The sequence below is a fragment of the Acinetobacter sp. 826659 genome (genome assembly GCF_000588515.1).
GTDB classification, from domain to species: domain Bacteria; phylum Pseudomonadota; class Gammaproteobacteria; order Pseudomonadales; family Moraxellaceae; genus Acinetobacter; species Acinetobacter pittii.
The window spans coordinates 411,351-430,946 of the sequence record NZ_JFYD01000002.1 but is presented as its reverse complement, the minus strand read 5'-3'; the positions used below and the strand labels follow the sequence as shown (position 1 = coordinate 430,946).

General features: G+C 39.3%; 22 protein-coding genes. 8 read left to right on the top strand and 14 right to left on the bottom strand.

Features of this window, described 5'->3' with window-relative positions; genetic code table 11:
- The first annotated feature begins 69 nt into the window (after positions 1-69).
- The gene (locus J663_RS06590) at positions 70-861 is read left to right on the top strand and encodes an RnfABCDGE type electron transport complex subunit B (RefSeq protein WP_033848643.1); all 792 of its coding nucleotides are present in this window, start codon (positions 70-72) and stop codon (positions 859-861) included.
- On the top strand, positions 862-1,551 hold the full coding sequence (nth, locus tag J663_RS06585; RefSeq protein ID WP_017398664.1) for an endonuclease III: 690 nt from the start codon (positions 862-864) through the stop codon (positions 1,549-1,551). It begins immediately after the preceding gene.
- A gap of 37 nt (positions 1,552-1,588) precedes the next feature.
- Here nth and J663_RS18845 read toward each other — a convergent pair whose 3' ends face one another.
- From J663_RS18845 to J663_RS06570, 4 genes are all read right to left on the bottom strand, one after another.
- A complete protein-coding gene (locus J663_RS18845) occupies positions 1,589-1,726 on the bottom strand; it encodes a hypothetical protein (protein ID WP_002117672.1) in 138 nt (45 codons plus the stop codon).
- 71 nt (positions 1,727-1,797) lie between these two features.
- Complete coding sequence (gene adk, locus J663_RS06580; RefSeq protein ID WP_002117671.1) at positions 1,798-2,451, bottom strand: adenylate kinase; 654 nt, start codon at positions 2,449-2,451, stop codon at positions 1,798-1,800.
- 86 nt (positions 2,452-2,537) lie between these two features.
- Positions 2,538-3,851, bottom strand: coding sequence for a membrane protein (locus tag J663_RS06575; protein WP_005070566.1), 1,314 nt, complete (start codon positions 3,849-3,851; stop codon positions 2,538-2,540).
- Between the two features lie 61 nt (positions 3,852-3,912).
- Entirely contained in the window at positions 3,913-4,431 is a 519-nt protein-coding gene (locus tag J663_RS06570) for a hypothetical protein (protein ID WP_002117557.1), read from the bottom strand.
- A 235-nt stretch (positions 4,432-4,666) separates the two neighbouring features.
- On the opposite strand from J663_RS06570, the gene mrdA reads away from it, so the two are divergent.
- Positions 4,667-6,685: a penicillin-binding protein 2 gene (gene mrdA / locus J663_RS06565; protein WP_005802923.1), complete on the top strand. Its 2,019-nt coding sequence runs from the start codon at positions 4,667-4,669 to the stop codon at positions 6,683-6,685.
- Positions 6,685-7,236, top strand: coding sequence for a 16S rRNA (guanine(966)-N(2))-methyltransferase RsmD (gene rsmD, locus J663_RS06560; RefSeq protein WP_017387153.1), 552 nt, complete (start codon positions 6,685-6,687; stop codon positions 7,234-7,236). Before mrdA ends, rsmD begins: the two co-directional genes overlap by 1 nt.
- 42 nt (positions 7,237-7,278) lie before the next feature.
- On the opposite strand, the gene J663_RS06555 is transcribed toward rsmD, so the two are convergent.
- The 9 genes from J663_RS06555 to J663_RS06515 all read right to left on the bottom strand — a co-directional run bounded on the left by J663_RS06555 (position 7,279) and on the right by J663_RS06515 (position 13,473).
- On the bottom strand, positions 7,279-7,848 hold the full coding sequence (locus J663_RS06555) for a HupE/UreJ family protein (protein ID WP_033848641.1): 570 nt from the start codon (positions 7,846-7,848) through the stop codon (positions 7,279-7,281).
- Between the two features lie 9 nt (positions 7,849-7,857).
- Positions 7,858-8,472, bottom strand: coding sequence for an urease accessory protein UreG (gene ureG, locus J663_RS06550; protein WP_002117800.1), 615 nt, complete (start codon positions 8,470-8,472; stop codon positions 7,858-7,860).
- Positions 8,473-8,495: 23 nt separating this feature from the next.
- Complete coding sequence (locus J663_RS06545; RefSeq protein ID WP_033848640.1) at positions 8,496-9,161, bottom strand: urease accessory protein UreF; 666 nt, start codon at positions 9,159-9,161, stop codon at positions 8,496-8,498.
- Positions 9,148-9,630 carry an urease accessory protein UreE gene (gene ureE, locus J663_RS06540; RefSeq protein ID WP_033848637.1) on the bottom strand — a complete coding sequence of 161 codons (483 nt, stop codon included), beginning with the start codon at positions 9,628-9,630 and terminating at the stop codon, positions 9,148-9,150. The genes J663_RS06545 and ureE overlap by 14 nt, the downstream gene beginning before the upstream one ends.
- A gap of 70 nt (positions 9,631-9,700) precedes the next feature.
- Positions 9,701-11,401 (bottom strand): urease subunit alpha, encoded by a 1,701-nt coding sequence (ureC, locus tag J663_RS06535; protein WP_033848635.1) that lies wholly within the window; start codon positions 11,399-11,401, stop codon positions 9,701-9,703.
- 12 nt (positions 11,402-11,413) lie between these two features.
- On the bottom strand, positions 11,414-11,872 hold the full coding sequence (locus J663_RS06530; RefSeq protein WP_033848742.1) for a GNAT family N-acetyltransferase: 459 nt from the start codon (positions 11,870-11,872) through the stop codon (positions 11,414-11,416).
- Positions 11,862-12,182 (bottom strand): urease subunit beta, encoded by a 321-nt coding sequence (locus J663_RS06525; RefSeq protein WP_033848633.1) that lies wholly within the window; start codon positions 12,180-12,182, stop codon positions 11,862-11,864. The genes J663_RS06530 and J663_RS06525 overlap by 11 nt, the downstream gene beginning before the upstream one ends.
- An 11-nt stretch (positions 12,183-12,193) precedes the next feature.
- Positions 12,194-12,496, bottom strand: coding sequence for an urease subunit gamma (gene ureA / locus J663_RS06520; RefSeq protein WP_002117495.1), 303 nt, complete (start codon positions 12,494-12,496; stop codon positions 12,194-12,196).
- A gap of 101 nt (positions 12,497-12,597) precedes the next feature.
- On the bottom strand, positions 12,598-13,473 hold the full coding sequence (locus tag J663_RS06515; protein ID WP_033848632.1) for an urease accessory protein UreD: 876 nt from the start codon (positions 13,471-13,473) through the stop codon (positions 12,598-12,600).
- Between the two features lie 201 nt (positions 13,474-13,674).
- Here J663_RS06515 and J663_RS06510 point away from each other — a divergent pair, with 201 nt between their 5' ends.
- Both J663_RS06510 and J663_RS06505 read left to right on the top strand, forming a co-directional pair.
- Positions 13,675-13,998 carry a hypothetical protein gene (locus J663_RS06510; protein WP_005070594.1) on the top strand — a complete coding sequence of 108 codons (324 nt, stop codon included), beginning with the start codon at positions 13,675-13,677 and terminating at the stop codon, positions 13,996-13,998.
- A 188-nt stretch (positions 13,999-14,186) separates the two neighbouring features.
- Positions 14,187-14,657: a copper resistance protein NlpE gene (locus J663_RS06505; RefSeq protein ID WP_005075493.1), complete on the top strand. Its 471-nt coding sequence runs from the start codon at positions 14,187-14,189 to the stop codon at positions 14,655-14,657.
- Positions 14,658-14,712: 55 nt separating this feature from the next.
- Here the strand turns inward: J663_RS06505 and J663_RS06500 are convergent, their stop codons facing one another.
- Positions 14,713-16,317, bottom strand: a complete 1,605-nt coding sequence (locus J663_RS06500) for an isocitrate lyase (protein WP_002117581.1) — start codon at positions 16,315-16,317, stop codon at positions 14,713-14,715.
- Positions 16,318-16,904: 587 nt separating this feature from the next.
- Here J663_RS06500 and J663_RS06495 point away from each other — a divergent pair.
- Positions 16,905-17,894, top strand: a complete 990-nt coding sequence (locus J663_RS06495) for a LysR family transcriptional regulator (protein WP_004703082.1) — start codon at positions 16,905-16,907, stop codon at positions 17,892-17,894.
- Positions 17,895-18,017: 123 nt separating this feature from the next.
- Complete coding sequence (locus J663_RS06490; RefSeq protein ID WP_002117726.1) at positions 18,018-19,343, top strand: hemolysin family protein; 1,326 nt, start codon at positions 18,018-18,020, stop codon at positions 19,341-19,343.
- Positions 19,344-19,596: the final 253 nt, after the last annotated feature.

Sequence of the window (19,596 nt, the reverse complement as noted above, 5' to 3'; positions counted from 1 at the left end):
TAAAATCCATTGACCTTACTTAGGTTTTTCTTCATTATCGCATCGTTTTAACCAAGCTATTTGCCCACTATGAATTCATCTATTTCTCTCATACGCGAGATTGATGCGTTATTACCACAGACTCAGTGTGGTTTATGTGGACATCGTGATGGATGTCTACCCTACGCAAAGTCGATTGCTGAAGGTGAAGAAGCAAATAAATGTGTTCCAGGTGGTCAGCCTGTAGCCGATGCACTCGCAAATCTATTAAATCGTCCTGTGTTAACCGCTGAAACTAGCGTATGGCCTGTACAGGCCGATGGTCGTCCCCAGCGAATGAAAGCGATTATTCGGGAAGATGAATGTATTGGTTGCACCAAATGTATTAGTGCTTGCCCTGTAGATGCTATTATTGGAAGTGGTAAGCTCATGCATACCATCTTGACTGACTTATGTACAGGTTGTGAGTTATGTATTCCACCTTGTCCGGTAGATTGCATTGATTTGGTCGAAGACACGCAAGTATTACCAAATGAGCAACAGCGTATCGCTGAACAAAATGATTTAAGACAACGTTATTACGCTCACATTCAGCGCGAAGAAAAACGTCGTACTCACCGTAAAGGACCTGTAGTACGCGCTGAAATTGATACCCAACTGTTTGCCCAGTTCTCTCAGGCACTTGATGAAGTACCTTCAATCGAGCTCATCGAGAAACCCAAAGAAGTTGTGTCAACTGATGCAAAAACTACAATTAAGTTAGCGAAAATTCGTACGCAAATTAAAAAGTTGGAAAAACAGCTCAGTGTACGTGAAGATACTAAAAAACGTCTTCAACTTGAAGAACTTCAACAGCAACTCATGCAATTACAGGAGGTCTGAATGGCCGTCAAGAATATGACGAAAAAGCAGATTCAAATTTTCTTTGAACGCCTTCGCGAACAACGACCTTCACCTCAAACCGAGTTAAAATATTCATCTCCATTTGAGCTACTTATTGCAGTTATGTTGTCAGCTCAAGCGACCGATGTAAGTGTTAATAAAGCAACTGATAAACTCTACCCTGTGGCGAATACAGCCGAGAAAATCTATAACTTGGGCGTAGATGGGTTAAAGGAATATATCAAGACAATTGGTCTCTATAACGCAAAAGCCGAAAATGTCATCAAGACCTGTAAGATTTTAATGGAACAATTTAACGGCGAAGTTCCAAGCAACAGAAAAGATTTAGAAGCTTTACCGGGTGTCGGGCGTAAAACAGCTAACGTGGTTTTAAATACGGCTTTCGGACAACCCACCATGGCTGTCGATACTCATATTTTCCGAGTGGGAAATCGAACTGGTTTAGCAATAGGTAAAAATGTTCTTGAGGTTGAGCACCGCTTAATTAAAGTCATTCCTAAAGAATTTATTTTAGATTCACATCACTGGCTCATATTACACGGTCGTTATTGTTGTATCGCCCGTAAACCTAAATGTGCAGAATGTGTTGTTGCAGATGTCTGTAACTGGCCTGATCGTTTTGAATTTGGTGCACAAAAGCAAATTGCCATTAAAAATATTGAAGCTTAAAAATATGGTTGGGTATAGGGATCATACCCAATCAAACTTACTTTAGACGCTTTTTTTCATTACGCTCTTCTTTTGCTTGTTTTTGAACCTGTCTTAGCATTTTGTAGCTTTGAAAAGCCAAAAATATTACTAGTGCCAGACTCAGCAATACCACCAAAATCAATATGATTTTCATATTGTTCTCCTGCACTTAATGAAAGAAAAGAGCCCTCACAAAGAGGGCTCATTATCACAAACAATATTAAATTATTTGTCTAAGATGTTGAACAAATCTTTTTGTACATCTTCAATTGTACGCAAGCCATCAAGCTTGTCATAAGTTGGAGCATTTTCACCAGAAGCAGCACGACCTTGGTAGAAACCAACCAATTGCTCTGTTTCAGTGTGATAAGACGCTAAACGCTTACGGATTGTTTCTTCTTGGTCATCTGGACGTTGAACAAGATCTTCACCAGTTTCATCATCTTTACCTTCCACTTTAGGTGGATTGTATACAGTGTGATAAACACGGCCAGAAGCTGGATGCTGACGACGACCAGAAAGACGTTTTACGATTTCTTCATCAGGAACATCAATTTCAATCACGTGATCAATGCTAATCCCTTCTTTTTCCAAAGCTTCAGCTTGTGGAATAGTACGTGGGAAACCATCGAAAATGCAGCCATTTGCACAGTCAGGTTGAGCAATACGTTCTTTTACTAAACCGATAATAAGTTCATCTGAAACCAAACCACCAGATTCCATTACACTTTTAGCTTTTAGACCTAATTCAGTACCTTCACGAATCGCAGCACGGAGCATATCACCGGTTGAAATTTGTGGGACATTGTAGCGCTTACAGATCAACTGAGCCTGAGTCCCTTTGCCTGCTCCAGGTGGTCCGAGTAAAATAATGCGCATAAAAAACATCCTCATTTAAAACAATGAATATGAAGTCCGGCAGAAAAAGTCTCGTTAATCTTCAATAGATCCTGCCTGACATCGAATTATAAGAAAGCCACAAACAAATGTATTGTACCAGCAATAAATCCGGTTACCCCACCTAGTACAATAAGAATCCACTCATCCTCCTGAAATGCAGGACGTAATAAATTCTGAAATTCTTTTGGTGTTAGTTCACGAATACGCTCTTTAAACATTTGAAAAATCTTCTGTGCCCGGCTTGCGTTCAGTGCTGGGTCACATACGGGTCCCATCGTAATTTCAATTGAACGATCAATCAAGTCCGTCTTTAATCTTGCGTACTCTCTTGGCCCTAAAGAAAGCTGTAAAGAGGTACGAACTAACGGGGTTTCCATGATTTCGTTAATATGACGCTTAACAATGCGGCGCGTTTTATCTTTACGCGGCCCGTACATCATTTCGGTCATAATCGATTTTAACGTGATCAAATCTTCTGTGACTACGCTCGAAAACACATCAGAGACTTCCTCTTGACGCTTCATAAAAGCGCCTTGGACATTATAGGTCCCAATTCGAAGAACTGGTACAATCCATGGAAACTTACGATCTTTTGTTAATCTAAAAATCTGTGGATAACGAATGTAATGCGGCTCAATTGGGTTAAATACCATCCAGATTGCGATCCAGTTAGTTAAAAAGCCCCAAATTGCAGCCCAAAATGGTACTGTCCAGTGCCATGGTACTACAAACCAAACCACCATTTGGAAAATACCAAAGAACATCCCAATTAATGCACTAATATGCCAAATAAAGTTAATTTCTTTTTGACCCACCTTTAAGAACATACGTACCATTAAACGGCGATCACCTTCCATCTGGCTCACGACCATTTCACGCATGTTAACCAGTGACTCTACATTCATGGTCAGCTCAGTCACTAATTCTTTTAGCACACCCGGCAATTGCTTATGTGCTTGAGCATAAATACGGCGTTTAATCGAATAAGGTAGATTTTCCCAAAGTACAGCATTACGATCGATCATGACTTCATCAATAAGATGTTCAAGTTCAAAACCGACTTGTTCACCAATAATACGGGCCATATCTTCAGGATCCATTGCTTCTAAAAATTCACGCAATGAGCCTAATTTAGATAAAGTGTTATCGGTAATAATTCCAGAGATACGTCCTGCTTTACGTGGCACGATACCTTGCCAACCTACTGGCAATGGTCCTAAATGGAATCCCCAAAATTTAATTGGGTAAAATACCATTTTTAAAGCCATCCACACATGTGCCCATGTGACAAAAGCCGTTACGGGAATAATACTCAAAACGGCCCAAAAATCAGGTCTGTGTAAAAAGGTCTGCCACAATCCACTGACGTACTCTAACATGTAAGACTCTCGTATTTATTTGTGCTCTGCTTATGGCGAGTTAACGATAAACTGCTTTGTTTTATAAACCAAAACTTAGAGAATAAGAAAATTGAATTTGTGGTTTAGTATCTGCAGCAACATTTCCGTTCTGGTCAGTTAATTTTTCAGCCGCACCGATACCCACACTAAAAGTGCTAATTCTTTCTGAATTTAACCACACATAGGCCAAATCAACACCCGCACCTAAACGGGATTTAAAATCACCATCGACCTCTTTACTATCAAGATGACCAGCATAGAAACCGATATAGTAACCATTCTTGTCTGTGCCAGTAAGATAATAAGGATATCTAAAACCAACTTGACCACCAGCGGTTTTGTCACCATTCAAAAATGCACCGGCTTTCGCATAGGCAATACCATACGGATTTACCCACTCACCGTTAAGATGTAATAATTTTTGAGTAACGCCTGCACCCACATTCCAGGTAGATGCATTATGTCCTGCTAATTTTGCTTCCGGAAGAAACGAGTAGTCTTGAGCATGGGCCCAACTACTTACTGTCAAAACTGCAAGTAAGGGATAAATTTTTCTCATTATTTTCTCCATTTTCCCTAATCGTATGGTGAGAACAACCCTATTCTATTGAATGAGAGACTTTAACAGAATTATTTTGCTTCTTATATACAAGTATCTACAATTTTGTTGTCTGCAAAGTCAAAAAGTATCTTATTAAAATGCAATGAAACTTTGAAAATTATGCAATATTTTAAGTGCTCTTGCGTTAGAATAAGCAGCTATTTTTCTACCCTATGTCATTAAGTCGATCCTTATGAAACAGCACTTTCCTTTAAAAGATATCCAGCAAGAAAAGCGCATTTATCGAGGTCGTATCTTTTTTGCCGTAGGGATCGTGACCATCTGCTTATTAGTCTTAATTAGCCGATACGCTTATCTACAAATTTTTCACTACGACGAATTCTCGACTGCATCTGACAAAAACCGTATCCGCTTGCAACCACTTCCCCCTGCTCGTGGTTATATCTATGATAGAAACGGTGTATTACTAGCAGATAACTATCCTGTTTTTACAGCAACTTTAAGTAAAACAGATGTAGAAGATGTTGATAGTGTCATTGAGCAATTACAACCTATTTTAGATTTAACACAAGAAGATATTGACCGTTTTAAAAGCCGTATAAAAACTGCCCGTAAAACTGAACGCGTCGCGATTAAACTTAATCTAACTGAAGCTAATATTGCTAAATTTAGTGAAGCCAAATATAAGTTTCCAGGTGTAAGAATCGAGACACAAATGACTCGTTATTATCCACACGGTGAGTTATTTGCTCATGTGATTGGCTATGTCGGGCGTATCAACGATAAAGAATTAAAAAGTATTGATAAAGACTTATATGCTGGGACCAACCTAATTGGAAAAATTGGTGTTGAGAAAAGCTATGAAGACCTACTACATGGAACACCGGGTTATGAATCTGTTGAAGCAGATGCACATAGTAATGTATTGCGTCATTTAGGTCGTAAAGACCCTACTCGCGGTAATGACCTCTATTTATCTTTAGATTACGGTTTACAAGTTGTCGCTTCTCAGCAGCTCGCAGGTCGTCGTGGAGCTATTGTCGCTATTGATCCTCGTACAGGTGAAATTCTAGCTTTAGTGTCTAGCCCAAGTTTTAACCCTAATTTGTTTGTGACAGGCATTAGTCATACTGACTACAGTTCACTACGTGACAATTTAGACCAACCTCTTTATAACCGTGCTGTGCAGGGTGTATATCCCCCTGGTTCTACCATTAAACCAATGGAAGCAATGGGTGGCCTACACTATGGTATTGTAGACTGGTCAACGGCAATTTCTGACCCTGGTTATTTCCATCTACCAGGTGATTCACATAAGTTCCGTGACTGGAAAAAATCTGGTCATGGCATCGTGAACATGCATAAAGCCATCATTATGTCATGTGATACCTATTTTTATATTCTTGCCCATCAAATGGGTATTGATCAAATGAACCAATGGATGCGCCAATTTGGATTTGGTCAAAAAACAGGTGTCGATTTACCAAGTGAAAGTGAAGGCCTTTATCCAAGTCCTGAATGGAAAATGCGTACGCGTAAAGCGAAATGGATGAAGGGTGAAACTATTTCTGTCAGTATTGGTCAAGGCGCGTTTACAGCCACTCCATTACAGCTTGCGATGGCAACAGCAATTACGGCAAATCATGGTTCTCATGTAACGCCTCATGTTTTACGCGCAACGCATGGTGCAAAACCATTTACAGTACGTAATGCGCCTGATGGCAAAATCAAATTCAACGGCACTGATGAAGACTGGATTCAAATGCGTGATGCCATGATTGATGTAATTCAATCAGGTACTGGCCGCGGTATTCGTACTCCCCTCTACCAAATTGCAGGAAAAACAGGTACAGCACAGGTTAAGAGTATTGCACAGGGTAAACGCTATAACGAAGCAGCCTTGAGTGAACGTCAACTTGACCATGGTTTATTCGTTGGATTTGCCCCTGCTGAAAAACCTGAAATTGCGATTGCAGTCATTTGGGAAAATGGTCGTCATGGTGGTTCAGCTGCTCAACTTGCAAGACCTGTCTTTGATTACTGGCTATTAACTCGTAAGAAAAACCCGATTCGTCCAGCAAATCACCAAGTCAATGGCGGGTTAATGACAGCAGGTATTAAACCAGGTGAACTTCCAAGCGGCGGGGAAAGTTCTGGTCCAGCATCGGCTACAGCTACCACCAACAAACCAGCAGCATCAACACCGCAAGCTGCTCCTGCTCGTCCTGCTACCAATGAGGCCGATGAATAATGAAAAATCAATTACGTATAATTGGCGGCGAATGGAAAAGACGAGTACTGCCTTTCGCTAGCATTGATGGCTTACGCCCAACCCCAGATAGAGTACGCGAAACTCTATTTAACTGGCTCATGTGGGATATTCAAAATGCTCAAGTTCTCGACATCTGTACAGGCTCTGGTGCATTAGGTTTTGAGGCTCTGTCACGTGGTGCTGCCTCTGTTTATATGATTGAGCCTGACAAAGCTCAGGCACGATTTTTAAAAGATAATATTGAACTATTAAAAGCCCAAAACTGTCATCTAATTAATACAACGGCTCAACAAGCCCTACCCCGCTTAAAAGAACAGTTCGATGTGGTTTTTTTAGATCCACCTTATAGTCTTGATTTATGGCAAGAACTCTCGAACTTGGCCGAGCCTCATATTAAAAAAAATGGATATATTTATGTTGAAGCTGACCGAGATTTATCCCAGCTTCATCTTCCAGCAACATGGCAACAAGTTAAAACCACTAAAGCGGGTACAGTTCACGCGGGGCTTTACCAGAAAGTAAACGAATAAAAAAGGTAGCTTAAAGCTACCTTTTTCTTTGCAAAACTTTAGTTAGCTTAAGCCAATCACTGCAACAACTGCTGCACAGGCGCCAACAATTTTTTTGCCATATGGCACATATCGGGTAAGCACAACACCCAACACCAATCCACCCGAATAGATGAGCGCCATACCAGCAACCATACCAGTTACTAATGCAACAATATGCCCCGCGTGTGCTAACTCAACACCATGAGCCATGCCATGGAAACTTGCAAGCAAAGCAGCAGAAATAGGTAAAATTTTATTTGATTTTGTCCATAGAGCAATTGCTGTAATAACTAAAGAAGCAACAATGCCGTATTCAGCTATATTAACTGGTACCAAACCTTGAGCACCTATTAAAAAGCCTACAATTAAGGTAATACTTAAGGCAATGACTCCAGCAATTTTCCACTGTTTAGCTGCTGACCATAACAAGACACCAAAACCTAAAGCCATGACTAAATGATCTAGACCGGTAAACGGATGAATAAAGCCTGCCATAAAACCAGAATGTGCATGGTCATGTCCCGGATGAGCCATTGCAAGTGCTGGCAATAATGAAAGGAGCGCTACACTCCATTTTTTCATGAAGTCCATAATCTCTCCTTAAGCTTTAAACAGCCCTTGTTTCTCAATAAATTGGATAATTTCTTCAAGACCATCTTGTGTTTTCATGTTTGAAAATAAGAATGGCTTTTCTCCGCGCATGCGTTTCGCATCTTGGTCCATTACATCAAGGTTTGCACCTACCATTGGCGCAAGGTCAGTTTTATTGATAATGAGTAAATCTGACTTGGTAATCCCCGGGCCACCTTTACGAGGAATTTTTTCACCCCCAGCCACATCAATAACATATAAAGTTAAATCAGAAAGCTCTGGACTAAATGTTGCCGCCAAATTATCACCACCACTTTCAATGATAATAAGTTCTAAACCTTCAAATTTTTCACACAAATCATCAATTGCAGCCAAGTTAATTGAAGCATCTTCACGAATTGCTGTATGCGGGCAACCACCAGTTTCTACCCCTACAATACGATCTGGCGACATCGCTTCATTACGGGTTAAAAAGTTTGAATCTTCTTTGGTGTAAATGTCATTTGTCACCACAGCCATATTGTATTTATTACGCAAGGCTAAACATAAATTAAGTGTAAGTGCTGTCTTACCCGAACCCACTGGTCCGCCAATTCCAACTCGTAATGGACTACGCTCTGTCATGATTTTTATCCTTTTTCCTAAACTTAAGACCTGAATAACCGTGAATATTGTGTTTCGTGTTTCATGCTCAGCATGGCATAACGAGGTAAAGCGCTGCTCAATTGCTCATCATTAATCTTCAAAGCTTTCTCTACCGCTTGTGGTACTAAACCATGCAAGTGCCATAAAATTCTTTGCCCAGCCATTTGTCCTAAAGGAACAGTTTTTACTGCGGCTAAAACCTGATTTTCTAAAACAGTAAAGGTATAAGCCGTAAGTACATCCATGTCGTTGAGTTCGAGTCGACCGCAAAGCTGCGCATAGACAGGCACAAAACCAAACTGCTTTTTAACCTCAACCGTTTTTTTTAAAACATCTTTAATCCATGCATTTAAAGAAAATGCCAGTTGCTGAGATTCAGCGAGCAGTTCTTTACTTTCTCTGCTGGCCTTATACAAATTTGCCCATACCAGAAACTGATCTGAGTCATCATGATATTGCATAAGACGCTTTAATACGGGCAACTCAAACCGTACTAACAGCATTTCAAGAACTTCTTCAAAGTAAGCAATTGCCGAGGTTTCATCATGTATTAGGCCAATATCAATGGCTGTTTCCACACCTTGTGAATAACAATACGCTCCAACTGGCAGTGCCGTTGAAGACAGTGTCAGTAATTGCAATAATTGCGCGGCACTATGAATGGACATGATGTAAAGCTTTGATTGGGCTTAAACGATGATCATGACTATGCTGCGCATAAGCACCACTTTCAGGTTCAAATGGATGATCAGTTTCTGAAACCGTAAGCCCTAACCCTTCCACCATTTCTGCAAGCACATGATCAGGCTCAAAATATAAAGCTGTTGGTGTCAGCATTAATGGCACATGTCGGTTACCTAAGTGATAGGCAGCTTTAAGCAAATCAAAATCGGTTTGAGCAGTGACTTGCATTAATCGCTCAGGCTTAGCATCGACACGTAATACATCACCCTCTTGCGTTGCAATATATGAGCCACTACGCAAAATGCCAGTACGCGGTAAATCAGCACCAATATTGACGCCACTCGCTAAAGCCGCTCGGAACCGTGATTTTTGGCGGGTATCAAAAGTCAGTTCAACCGTTTCAAATGCTTGATCAGGAGAAATATGTTCAAGGCGTTGTGTATAGATTTTCATTTAGCTTTTCTCTCCTTATTTATTTCTTTCATATCTAGAGTAATGAGACAAATCATCTCTATAAAACTTATCAAAATAAGAAATAACGCTGTGCCATCGGTAACACGTCTGCAGGTTCACACGTTAATAATTCACCATCAGCCCGCACCTCATAAGTTTCAGGATGAACATGCATGACTGGACAATATGTGTTGTGCTTCATATCAGCTTTAGTAATTGCACGCGTGTTTTTACATGGGCTAATTAACTTTTTAAGATTTAGCTTCTCAGCAACTTTTTCATCGATTGCTGCTTGAGATAAAAAGGTAATACAGGTGTTGTGTACACCACGCGGATAAGCCCCAAACATTGGGCGATAATGCACGGGTTGAGGTGTCGGAATTGAAGCATTAATGTCACCCATCGGTGCCGCTGCAATCATGCCACCTTTAATAATCATGGAAGGTTTCACACCAAAAAATGCAGGCTTCCATAACACTAAATCAGCAAGTTTTCCAACTTCAACCGAACCGATTTCATGACTTAAACCATGGGTAATGGCTGGGTTAATTGTATATTTGGCAATGTAGCGTTTAACGCGATTGTTATCATGAAACTCATTATCACCCTCTAAAGGACCACGTTGAATTTTCATTTTATGAGCAGTTTGCCAAGTACGTAAAATCACTTCGCCCACGCGCCCCATCGCCTGAGAGTCAGAGGACATCATGGCAATTGCGCCTAAATCTTGCAAAATATCTTCGGCAGCAATGGTTTCACGGCGAATACGACTTTCAGCAAAAGCGATATCTTCAGCAATTGCCGGGTCTAAGTGATGGCAAACCATGAGCATATCTAAATGCTCATCAATAGTATTGATGGTATAAGGTCGCGTTGGATTAGTTGAAGATGGCAACACATTACTTTGTCCAATTGCCTTTAAAATGTCAGGTGCATGTCCACCACCCGCACCTTCGGTATGATACGTATGAATCGTACGATCTTTAAATGCAGCCAGAGTCTCTTCTAAAAAACCACCTTCATTTAAAGTATCTGTATGAATTGCAACCTGCACATCAAACTCATCTGCCACACTCAAACAATTATCAATGGCTGCTGGTGTTGAGCCCCAGTCTTCATGTAGTTTTAACCCAATTACTCCAGCTTTAATTTGCTCACGAATTGGGTCTGGCAAACTCAAATTACCTTTGCCTAACAGTCCAATGTTCATAGGTAAATCATCAATCGCCTGCAACATAGTCGCAATATGCCAAGGCCCTGGAGTCACTGTCGTTGCCGAAGTTCCAGCCGCTGGTCCCGTACCACCACCCACCATTGTTGTTGTACCCGACATAAGTGCAGTTTCAACTTGCTGTGGGCAAATCCAGTGAATGTGAGTATCAATACCCCCTGCCGTTAAAATTTGCCCTTCACCCGCAATCACTTCTGTTGCAGCACCTAAAGGAATGGTAATGTCAGGTTGAATATCAGGATTTCCTGCTTTCCCTATTTTCCAGATTCGACCATTTTTTAAGCCAACATCCGCCTTTACAATCCCCCACCAATCGACAATCAAAGCATTGGTAATCACAGTGTCGGCAACTTCATCAGCTAAAAGTTGGGATTGCCCCATTCCATCACGAATGACTTTGCCACCGCCAAACTTAACTTCTTCACCATAAGTCGTTAAATCTTGCTCAACCTCAATAAAAAGCTCTGTATCAGCCAAGCGAATACGATCACCAACCGTTGGACCAAACATTTCAGCATATGCACGACGTGACATTTTCATACGATTAGTTCCTTATTTTTCTGATGGCAAAGCATAATATTTTGTCATCGGGATAAACCTGATTCCCCATTTTTCAGCAGCATCACCACTTACAATAAAACCAAATTTTTCATAGATATCTTGAGCATAAAAACTTGAATTCACCGTAATTTTTTCAACGTCTATATTCTCATTTTTAATTTTTTCTTCTATGAAACCCCAAAGCTGTCGCCCTAGACCTAGTTTCAAATGTGTTTTTTTAATAAAAAAATGCATTAAATGTGAGGGTTCCATATAAGCGACTATACCCACGATCTGTTGATCAATCTCTCCAACAAAATAATGAATATCTTCTCGATCAAAAATTGTTTGTATAACTTCTGGTTTAAAGCGTGAGCGCCCTTCGTCATTTGCAATCACTTGATCTACATATGGAGCGATTATGGCAACGATAGTATCTGTGTCATCTTTCGTTGCTTTTCTAATCAACATTTTCATCCAAACGTCCCATGACACGACCTGCAAAACCATATACTTCTCGCTTACCCGCTAAAGCAACAAGCTCCACTTCCCGACTTTGTCCCGGTTCAAAACGTATTGCCGTGCCTGCCGCGATATTTAATCGAAAGCCTTTCGCTATTTCACGATCAAACTGCAGTGCATCATTTGCTTCATAAAAATGAAAATGTGAACCCACCTGAATAGGCCGATCCCCAATATTGGCAACTACAATTTTTAAAGTTTGTCGTCCAACATTCAGCTCAATGTCTGTATCTGGGGTAATGATTTGACCAGGGATCATAAACGCTCCTTTTATACGATTGGCTGATGAACAGTGACTAACTTCGAACCGTCAGGAAAAGTTGCTTCGACCTGAACCTCAGCAATCATTTCTGGCACACCATCCATCACATCTTCGCGCTTTAATAAAGTTGTTCCGTAATGCATCAAGTCACTCACCGTCATACCATCCCTCGCCCCTTCAAGCAAAGCAGCAGAAATAAAAGCGATAGCTTCCGGATAATTTAGCTTTAAGCCACGAGCTTTACGGCGCTCAGCGACTAGGCCTGCGGTAAAAATAAGTAATTTATCTTTTTCTGTTGGATTGAGTTCCATATCTCTTTCCTAAATAGCATCTAACTTTCTTTAAGCAAAATACGTGCTCAAAAGCAGCATACTTGTTTTAATCGTTTTTTAAATACGCAATTTAACGTAACTTAAGTCCTCCAGATTCTTGGAAATTCTTCATCTAAATCAATCCAATAACGTCTTAATCTTGCTCTTATTGCCGCAAAAGCATCATGGCAATGTCTGACATCATTTCCCAAGAAACGCGCACAAACCACATCATCTAATAACGTTAAAGTTACAGGTGCTTGCATACGCATCATCAATTCGCGAATGAGTTCGAGCTGTTGTTCTAAATAAAATGATGACCGATATTTCTCAGGAGCGACTGCCCAAAAGCTTCCCATTACGGCTTGATTATTCATACCTAAACATGAACTCAGCCAACGGTCTTCACCTTCAAAAAACAATGTATCTGCAACTAGTAACTTTTGTTCTCGCCACAACTTAAACTGGTTGTGGTAACTTCCCCGCACAAAACGTTCAGCACGTGCCTGCCGCCCGAGTACCAACATATCCCAGCCAATAAAACTGGCAGCATGGTCAAGATGAATATGAGTTTCTGAGTGTGCTAGAGCTCCATCAAACAGCATCGTTTCTTGTGGAACCCACTCCAAAATAGACCGATCTCGCACATGAAGATGAATATGCTGAAAGGCTTGCTTTCCATTGGTTTTGTACCATTTTCCAGCACCAGGAGTCGTTACAACCGCATGAGCTTGATCTTTGGTTTCGATTTGAAAAGTAAGATGATCTCCTCCTGCAATTCCTGCTGGAGGATGTACAATAATCGCATGACATACACCTGTTTTTTCAGGCCAGAGCATTTTTTGCACCCTTACAGGGCCATGGTGTTTTCTATGACTCATTATGGTGCGTGAATTTTCAAAACAAAATCCGAGCTCTAATCGCGCATACCAAAATGGTGCTAAAGAGTTTTTTGAAAACGTTTGTACCTGATTCATTCTGGTTCATATGTTCAAAATAAGTGCTTAAAGTTATAAGCAAAATACGCACCAAATATAAAAATAAGCAAAATGATAAAATTAGATACAATTTTTTGATTTTAATGAGTTAAAAAACAATCAATGTCTAACATAAAACCACAGTAACTTATGGAATTATTTATACAATAGCGCCCACCGTTGCTTCCATACTTGCTCTCCATGAAACTTTTTTTCGTGTTAACGCCACTTGTCTTTTTAACTGGGTGTATTTTTGGCCAATCTAGTGAGGTCAAACGTGCAGAAAAAATTCTCCATAATTTTGAATGTAAAAATGTTGAGACAAGTCAGATAGCAACAAGCTCAATCAATTCTTACTACCAGCAGTCTTTAGCGGTAAGCAAAGAAAAGGCGACTTCATATGTAGAAAGTTACAAGAATGGTGAAGAATTATTCGACATGCCGCTCGATGAAGTTTTAAAGCAACAATATCAACTTTATAAATCAGCTTGTGATTCTTTAGGTGGGGTTTCTTCTCAACCTTAATATATAAAGGTATTCACTTATTTTTTTAGTGGATACCTTTTTTTAATTTTATATCTTTCTTTTTTGATTAATTTTTACTCACTTTACCTTTTATTAAAATTAAATTACATACTTAAACTTTTATTAGGCTCTTATATTTCATAGCCTGTTTACTTGTTTTTTATTTATTTTCCGAGGTTTAGATCATCATGAAAAAAACATTATTATCAGTAGCACTCTTAAGTATCCTTCTTGCCGCTTGTAGCAAAAATGAAAATAAAGCCGACACGACAACTCAAGCATCTGCTCCAGCGCAAACTACTGAAGCGAATAATAATGCTGTAGATACCGCGCACACAGCTGAAAACTCACTCGATTGGGACGGCACATATAAAGGCACTCTCCCATGCGCAGACTGTGAAGGTATTAAAACCGAATTAGAACTTAAAGATGATAAAACTTACGAGCTAACCGAAACTTATCTTGGTAAAGGTGACACCAACCCATTTGAAACCCATGGTACCTTTACTTTCGACAAAGATAATACTTCAGTTATTACGTTAGATGATAAAGGCCAAAACCGTAAATTCTTTATTGGTGAAAATACTGCAACTGCTTTAGATATGGAAGGTAAAAAAGTTGAAGGCTCTTTAGCTGAACACTATGTTTTGAAAAAATAATTTTTAATAATTAAAAAACCCGCTCATTTGAGCGGGTTTTTTTATGAATCAATTCTTAGTGAGCTGCGAATTGGTTCATTGTGTTTTTAGCATCGTCATGTGCTTTAAGAGCGTTGTCACCAGAGAAGATTTCTTTGTGATCATCACCGATGTCAGAACCCGCCATTGCTTGGTGTTTAACACAAGCGATACCGCCGCGGATTTCTTTACGTTGTACGCCAGCAACATAAGCCAACATACCTTCAGAACCGAAGTAACCTTGTGCAAGCTCATGAGTAGAAAGAGCAGCAGTGTGGTAAGTCGGAAGTGTGATCAAGTGATGGAACACACCCGCTTCACGAGAAGCATCTGCTTGGAAAGTACGGATTTTGTCATCAGCATCAGCAGCTAATTCAGTGTTGTCATATTCAGCACTCATTAATTTAGCGCGGTCATATGCAGAAACGTCTTTACCTTCAGCAACCCAACGGTCGTAAGCTTGTTGACGGAAGTTTAAAGTCCAGTTGAATGATGGGCTGTTGTTATAAACAAGCTTAGCATTTGGAACAACTTCTTTAACACGGTTAACCATGTGTGCGATTTCTTCTACGTTTGGAGTCGCAGTTTCGATCCAAAGAAGGTCAGCACCATTTTGTAAGCTAGACACACAGTCAAGTACAACACGGTCAATTTGAGTGTCAGCACGGAACTGATATAAGCCAGAAGGTAAACGCTTAGGACGGTGTAATTTACCATCACGCTTGATTAAGATTTCATCTTCTTGAGCATCAGCAATGTCAATTTCTTGAGTATCTAAGTAGCTGATGTATTGAGACGCGATGTCACCTGGCTCTTTAACCACTGGGATTTTTTGAGTCAAGTCAGCGCCTTCAGAGTCAGTACGCGCAACAATGATACCTTCTTCAAGACCCATTTCTAAGAATGCATAACGTAATGCATGGATCTTAGCGATGAAGTCTTCGTGTGGAACAGTTACTTTACCAGCTTGGTGACCACATTGTTTAGCATCAGATACTTGGTTTTCAATTTGAAGCGCACAAGCACCAGCTTCGATCATTTTCTTAGCAAGTAAGTAAGTTGCTTCTTCGTTACCGAAACCAGCATCGATGTCCGCAATAATTGGCACAACGTGAGTTTCAAAGTTGTCGATTTGAGCTGTGATTTCAGCTGCTTTAGCAGTATCACCAGCTTCTTGTGCTTTTTTAAGTGCACGGAATAAATCGTTTAATTCTTTTGCGTCAGCTTGACGTAAGAAAGTATAGATTTCTTCGATCAATGCAGGAACAGAAGTTTTTTCGTGCATAGATTGGTCAGGAAGTGGACCAAATTCAGAACGAAGAGCAGCAACCATCCAACCAGAAAGGTAGATATAACGTTTGCTTGTAGTACCGAAATATTTTTTGTTCGCAATCATTTTTTGTTGTGCGATGAAACCATGCCAGCAACCTAATGATTGAGTGTATTTGCTTGAGTCAGCATCGTATTCAGCCATATCACGACGCATAATCGCAGCTGTATACTTAGCAATATCTAAACCAGTTTTGAAACGGTTTTGAAGTTGCATACGAGCAGCATCTTCTGGGCTAATGTCTGCCCAAGTATTGCCGAATTTTGCTTTTAATTGACGTACTGCATCAATCGCTGTTTGATATGTAGTCATGATATTGTCCTGTATTCATTTTAGGATTTCATCGATTGAAGCCTAGAGTCACGTTACTTAAATTTCTTATGACACCAGCTGCTTCCTCATGAACACAGCTTAGACTTAGCCAATCAATTAATCCAATATCCTTTGTTAATCTTCAGTATTTATTTAAAAAATATACCAATAAATCGATATTATAGATAAAACCAAAAACCTTAACACTTTGTTTATAAAAATAAAATTATCCTAAAGGAGTATAGAGTTTTATTCTAAAAACTCCCTAAGTCTTATTTCTATACAATTTTTGGAGATTTTCCACTCATTTTTAAATCTAAAAGTCAATTGTAAATTAGGCTATTTTTGCCAATGCAAAAAGTCAATTGATATGCTAGAAATTGAAAAGTTATTCATAAATATATTCTATTTAGATTTCTTTCATTCAAAACTGAGCAAAGACAGTAAAATCGTGCCTTTGAAACGTCTTTCCACCCTACTTAATTCCTACAAAAAATGTCGCTTTTCTCATCATTCTTTCACACAATGATCATTAAATATGGCATAATTTGAAACAATTTCAGGGTTTTATTTTCGGTATTTTTTTTATGAATCTGGAGCGAGTAGATCTTAATCTATTAATATATCTTGATGTACTTCTTCGTGAAAAAAATGTTACGCGCGCAGCCGAACAGCTTGGGGTAACTCAGCCTGCAATGAGTAATATTTTACGTCGCTTACGTAATTTATTTAATGATCCGCTTCTTATCCGTTCTTCCGAAGGGATGACCCCGACAGAACGTGCACTTGAATTACAACCTCGTATTCGTGATGCCCTTTCTGATCTTTCCATGATTTTGGAACCCCGTACCGAATTCCGCCCTTATACAAGTAATCGCGTTTTCCGCATTATGACATCTGACTATGCCGAGGCAACTTTAGTCCCTCGTCTTGTCAAAGCTCTACGCTCTGAAGCTCCAAATGTTGTACTCGACTTTCTTACACCAAGTGATGTGTCTTATAGAGACATGGAACAAGGTAAAGTCGATCTTGCGATTAATAGATTTAATGAAATACCGCAAAGTTTCCACCAAGTGTTAGTTTGGCGTGATAGTTTCAGCTGTATTCTTAATGACAAACACCCTGCTGTAACCCATTTGAACCTAAAAAGTTATTTAGATGCACAGCATATCTGGGTTTCTAAAACAGGTATGGGTGTAGGCTTTGGTGTAAATCCAGATAAACAAGGCGGTTTAGGCTGGATCGATCAGGCATTAGAACGTATTGGTCAACGTCGTAAAATTTCTGTATTTACCCGCCACTACCAAATGCCAGCATTACTTGCTCAAAATGTTGACTTGATTGCCACCCTTCCAACTCGAATGGCACGCCTACAAACTCAAAATCCAAAACTGGTTATAAAAGATCCTCCTTTTTATATTCCAGAATTTGAACTTAAAATGGCTTGGTGCCCGTTATTACATCATCACCCAGCTCATCGCTGGTTGCGCCAACTTATTTTATTTGTTGCTCGTCAAATGATTGAAGAAGAAAATCGTGAATTTCTAACCAACAATTCACAATTTTCTCACTATTAAATAAATTTTAATTTAATTGTCGATTTTAGACATTATCTTCAAGCGCTGAGCAATCAATCTGATTACCTCAGCGCTTTTTTGTGTTAAAACATAGTCATAATAATGATGAACCTCGGGTGATTTGTGAGTCTCTTTCAAAATATCATTATCATCGTACTGCTCATCATCGCAGCAGGCTTTTTATCTTTAACTGAAATTGCATTGGCTGGCGCCAGAAAAGTAAAGTTAAAAATTTTAGCCGAAGCTGGCGAAGAACGTGCCCAACAAGTACTTGATCTACAAGAACAATCTGCCGATTTTTTTGCAGCTTCTCAAATTGGCCTAAATGCAGTTGCAATTTTAGGCGGTATTTTGGGTGAAGCGGCTTTTCGTCCCTTTTTTGTCACACTCGTCGACCGCTTTTATGAAGGCCCTTGGACACAAACTATCGGTTTTGCCCTCTCCTTCACTTTAGTAACTTCCTTATTTATTTTATTCGCCGATCTCATGCCAAAACGTTTGGCAATGATTGCACCTGAGAAAATTGCAATTAGCGTTATTAACCCGATTCAAGTTTTTATTAAGGTATGTAAACCCTTAGCCTGGGGAATTAATGCTATTGCGAACCTGTTATTTCGCTTATTTAAAGTCAATACAACACGCGAAGATAATATTACTTTTGATGATATCTCAGCAGTCATGGATGCAGGTGCTCAAGCCGGCGTACTTCAAAAACAAGAACACCACTTTATTGAGAATGTTTTTGAACTAGAAGAACGTACTGTACCTTCAAGCATGACGACACGCGAAAACGTCGTTTATTTCACCCTAAACGAACATGAAGATAGTATTCGTCAAAAATTAGCAGAATATCCTTACTCAAAATTTTTAGTGTGTAATGAAAATATTGATCAGGTTATTGGTTATGTTGATGCTAAAGATTTCTTAGTACGCATTTTAAATAATCAATCACCAACTCAATTAAATGAGTCTACCATTCGTACCGTACTCATGATTCCCGACACTCTCACACTCTCTGAACTACTTGACCGTTTTCGTTCTACAAAAGAGAAATTTGCTGTCGTTATCAATGAATATGCACTTGTTGTCGGAGTGATTACATTAAGCGATATCATGATCACAGTTATGGGTGATTGGGTTACTCCTATTGAAGAAGAACAGCAAATCATTAAACGTGATAATAACTCATGGTTAATTGATGGCAGTACACCAATTGATGATCTAAGACATGCTCTTGAAATTGATGAAATGCCTGATGAAGAAAATTATGAGACGCTCGCAGGTTTCATGATGTACCGTTTACGCAAAATTCCACGTCCAGCAGATTTTGTGGAATTTGGTGGATATAAATTTGAAGTTGTCGATGTCGACCATTTTAAAATTGACCAACTTCTTGTAACTCGAATTTTAGAACAAACCGAAACCCACTCATCAATTGATGAAAACTAATCGTTATTAATTTAAATGCCCCACAATTTAGCTGGGGTATTTTTTTAAAACTAAATAACTTTTTTAAATATATGTAATAATTATTTTAGATTCATTTATTCAATTTGCTCTTTTAATCTAAAAGTATTATTATTTCATTTAACAACTCTATTAAAGCTTAAATACTGAAAATTAATAAAATAATCTATATCTCTTAACTGCTTATAAAGCGATTAAGCCCCATTTAAATTGCAAACAAACTTATGTAGCTTAG

Bases quoted from the DNA above. Each gene is read 5' to 3' on its own strand.
- J663_RS06590 (WP_033848643.1), top strand. From the start codon at position 70: ATGAATTCATCTATTTCTCTCATACGCGAGATTGATGCGTTATTACCA.
- nth (WP_017398664.1), top strand. From the start codon at position 862: ATGGCCGTCAAGAATATGACGAAAAAGCAGATTCAAATTTTCTTTGAA.
- J663_RS18845 (WP_002117672.1), bottom strand. From the start codon at position 1,726: ATGAAAATCATATTGATTTTGGTGGTATTGCTGAGTCTGGCACTAGTA.
- adk (WP_002117671.1), bottom strand. From the start codon at position 2,451: ATGCGCATTATTTTACTCGGACCACCTGGAGCAGGCAAAGGGACTCAG.
- J663_RS06575 (WP_005070566.1), bottom strand. From the start codon at position 3,851: ATGTTAGAGTACGTCAGTGGATTGTGGCAGACCTTTTTACACAGACCT.
- J663_RS06570 (WP_002117557.1), bottom strand. From the start codon at position 4,431: ATGAGAAAAATTTATCCCTTACTTGCAGTTTTGACAGTAAGTAGTTGG.
- mrdA (WP_005802923.1), top strand. From the start codon at position 4,667: ATGAAACAGCACTTTCCTTTAAAAGATATCCAGCAAGAAAAGCGCATT.
- rsmD (WP_017387153.1), top strand. From the start codon at position 6,685: ATGAAAAATCAATTACGTATAATTGGCGGCGAATGGAAAAGACGAGTA.
- J663_RS06555 (WP_033848641.1), bottom strand. From the start codon at position 7,848: ATGGACTTCATGAAAAAATGGAGTGTAGCGCTCCTTTCATTATTGCCA.
- ureG (WP_002117800.1), bottom strand. From the start codon at position 8,472: ATGACAGAGCGTAGTCCATTACGAGTTGGAATTGGCGGACCAGTGGGT.
- J663_RS06545 (WP_033848640.1), bottom strand. From the start codon at position 9,161: ATGTCCATTCATAGTGCCGCGCAATTATTGCAATTACTGACACTGTCT.
- ureE (WP_033848637.1), bottom strand. From the start codon at position 9,630: ATGAAAATCTATACACAACGCCTTGAACATATTTCTCCTGATCAAGCA.
- ureC (WP_033848635.1), bottom strand. From the start codon at position 11,401: ATGAAAATGTCACGTCGTGCATATGCTGAAATGTTTGGTCCAACGGTT.
- J663_RS06530 (WP_033848742.1), bottom strand. From the start codon at position 11,872: ATGTTGATTAGAAAAGCAACGAAAGATGACACAGATACTATCGTTGCC.
- J663_RS06525 (WP_033848633.1), bottom strand. From the start codon at position 12,182: ATGATCCCTGGTCAAATCATTACCCCAGATACAGACATTGAGCTGAAT.
- ureA (WP_002117495.1), bottom strand. From the start codon at position 12,496: ATGGAACTCAATCCAACAGAAAAAGATAAATTACTTATTTTTACCGCA.
- J663_RS06515 (WP_033848632.1), bottom strand. From the start codon at position 13,473: ATGAATCAGGTACAAACGTTTTCAAAAAACTCTTTAGCACCATTTTGG.
- J663_RS06510 (WP_005070594.1), top strand. From the start codon at position 13,675: ATGAAACTTTTTTTCGTGTTAACGCCACTTGTCTTTTTAACTGGGTGT.
- J663_RS06505 (WP_005075493.1), top strand. From the start codon at position 14,187: ATGAAAAAAACATTATTATCAGTAGCACTCTTAAGTATCCTTCTTGCC.
- J663_RS06500 (WP_002117581.1), bottom strand. From the start codon at position 16,317: ATGACTACATATCAAACAGCGATTGATGCAGTACGTCAATTAAAAGCA.
- J663_RS06495 (WP_004703082.1), top strand. From the start codon at position 16,905: ATGAATCTGGAGCGAGTAGATCTTAATCTATTAATATATCTTGATGTA.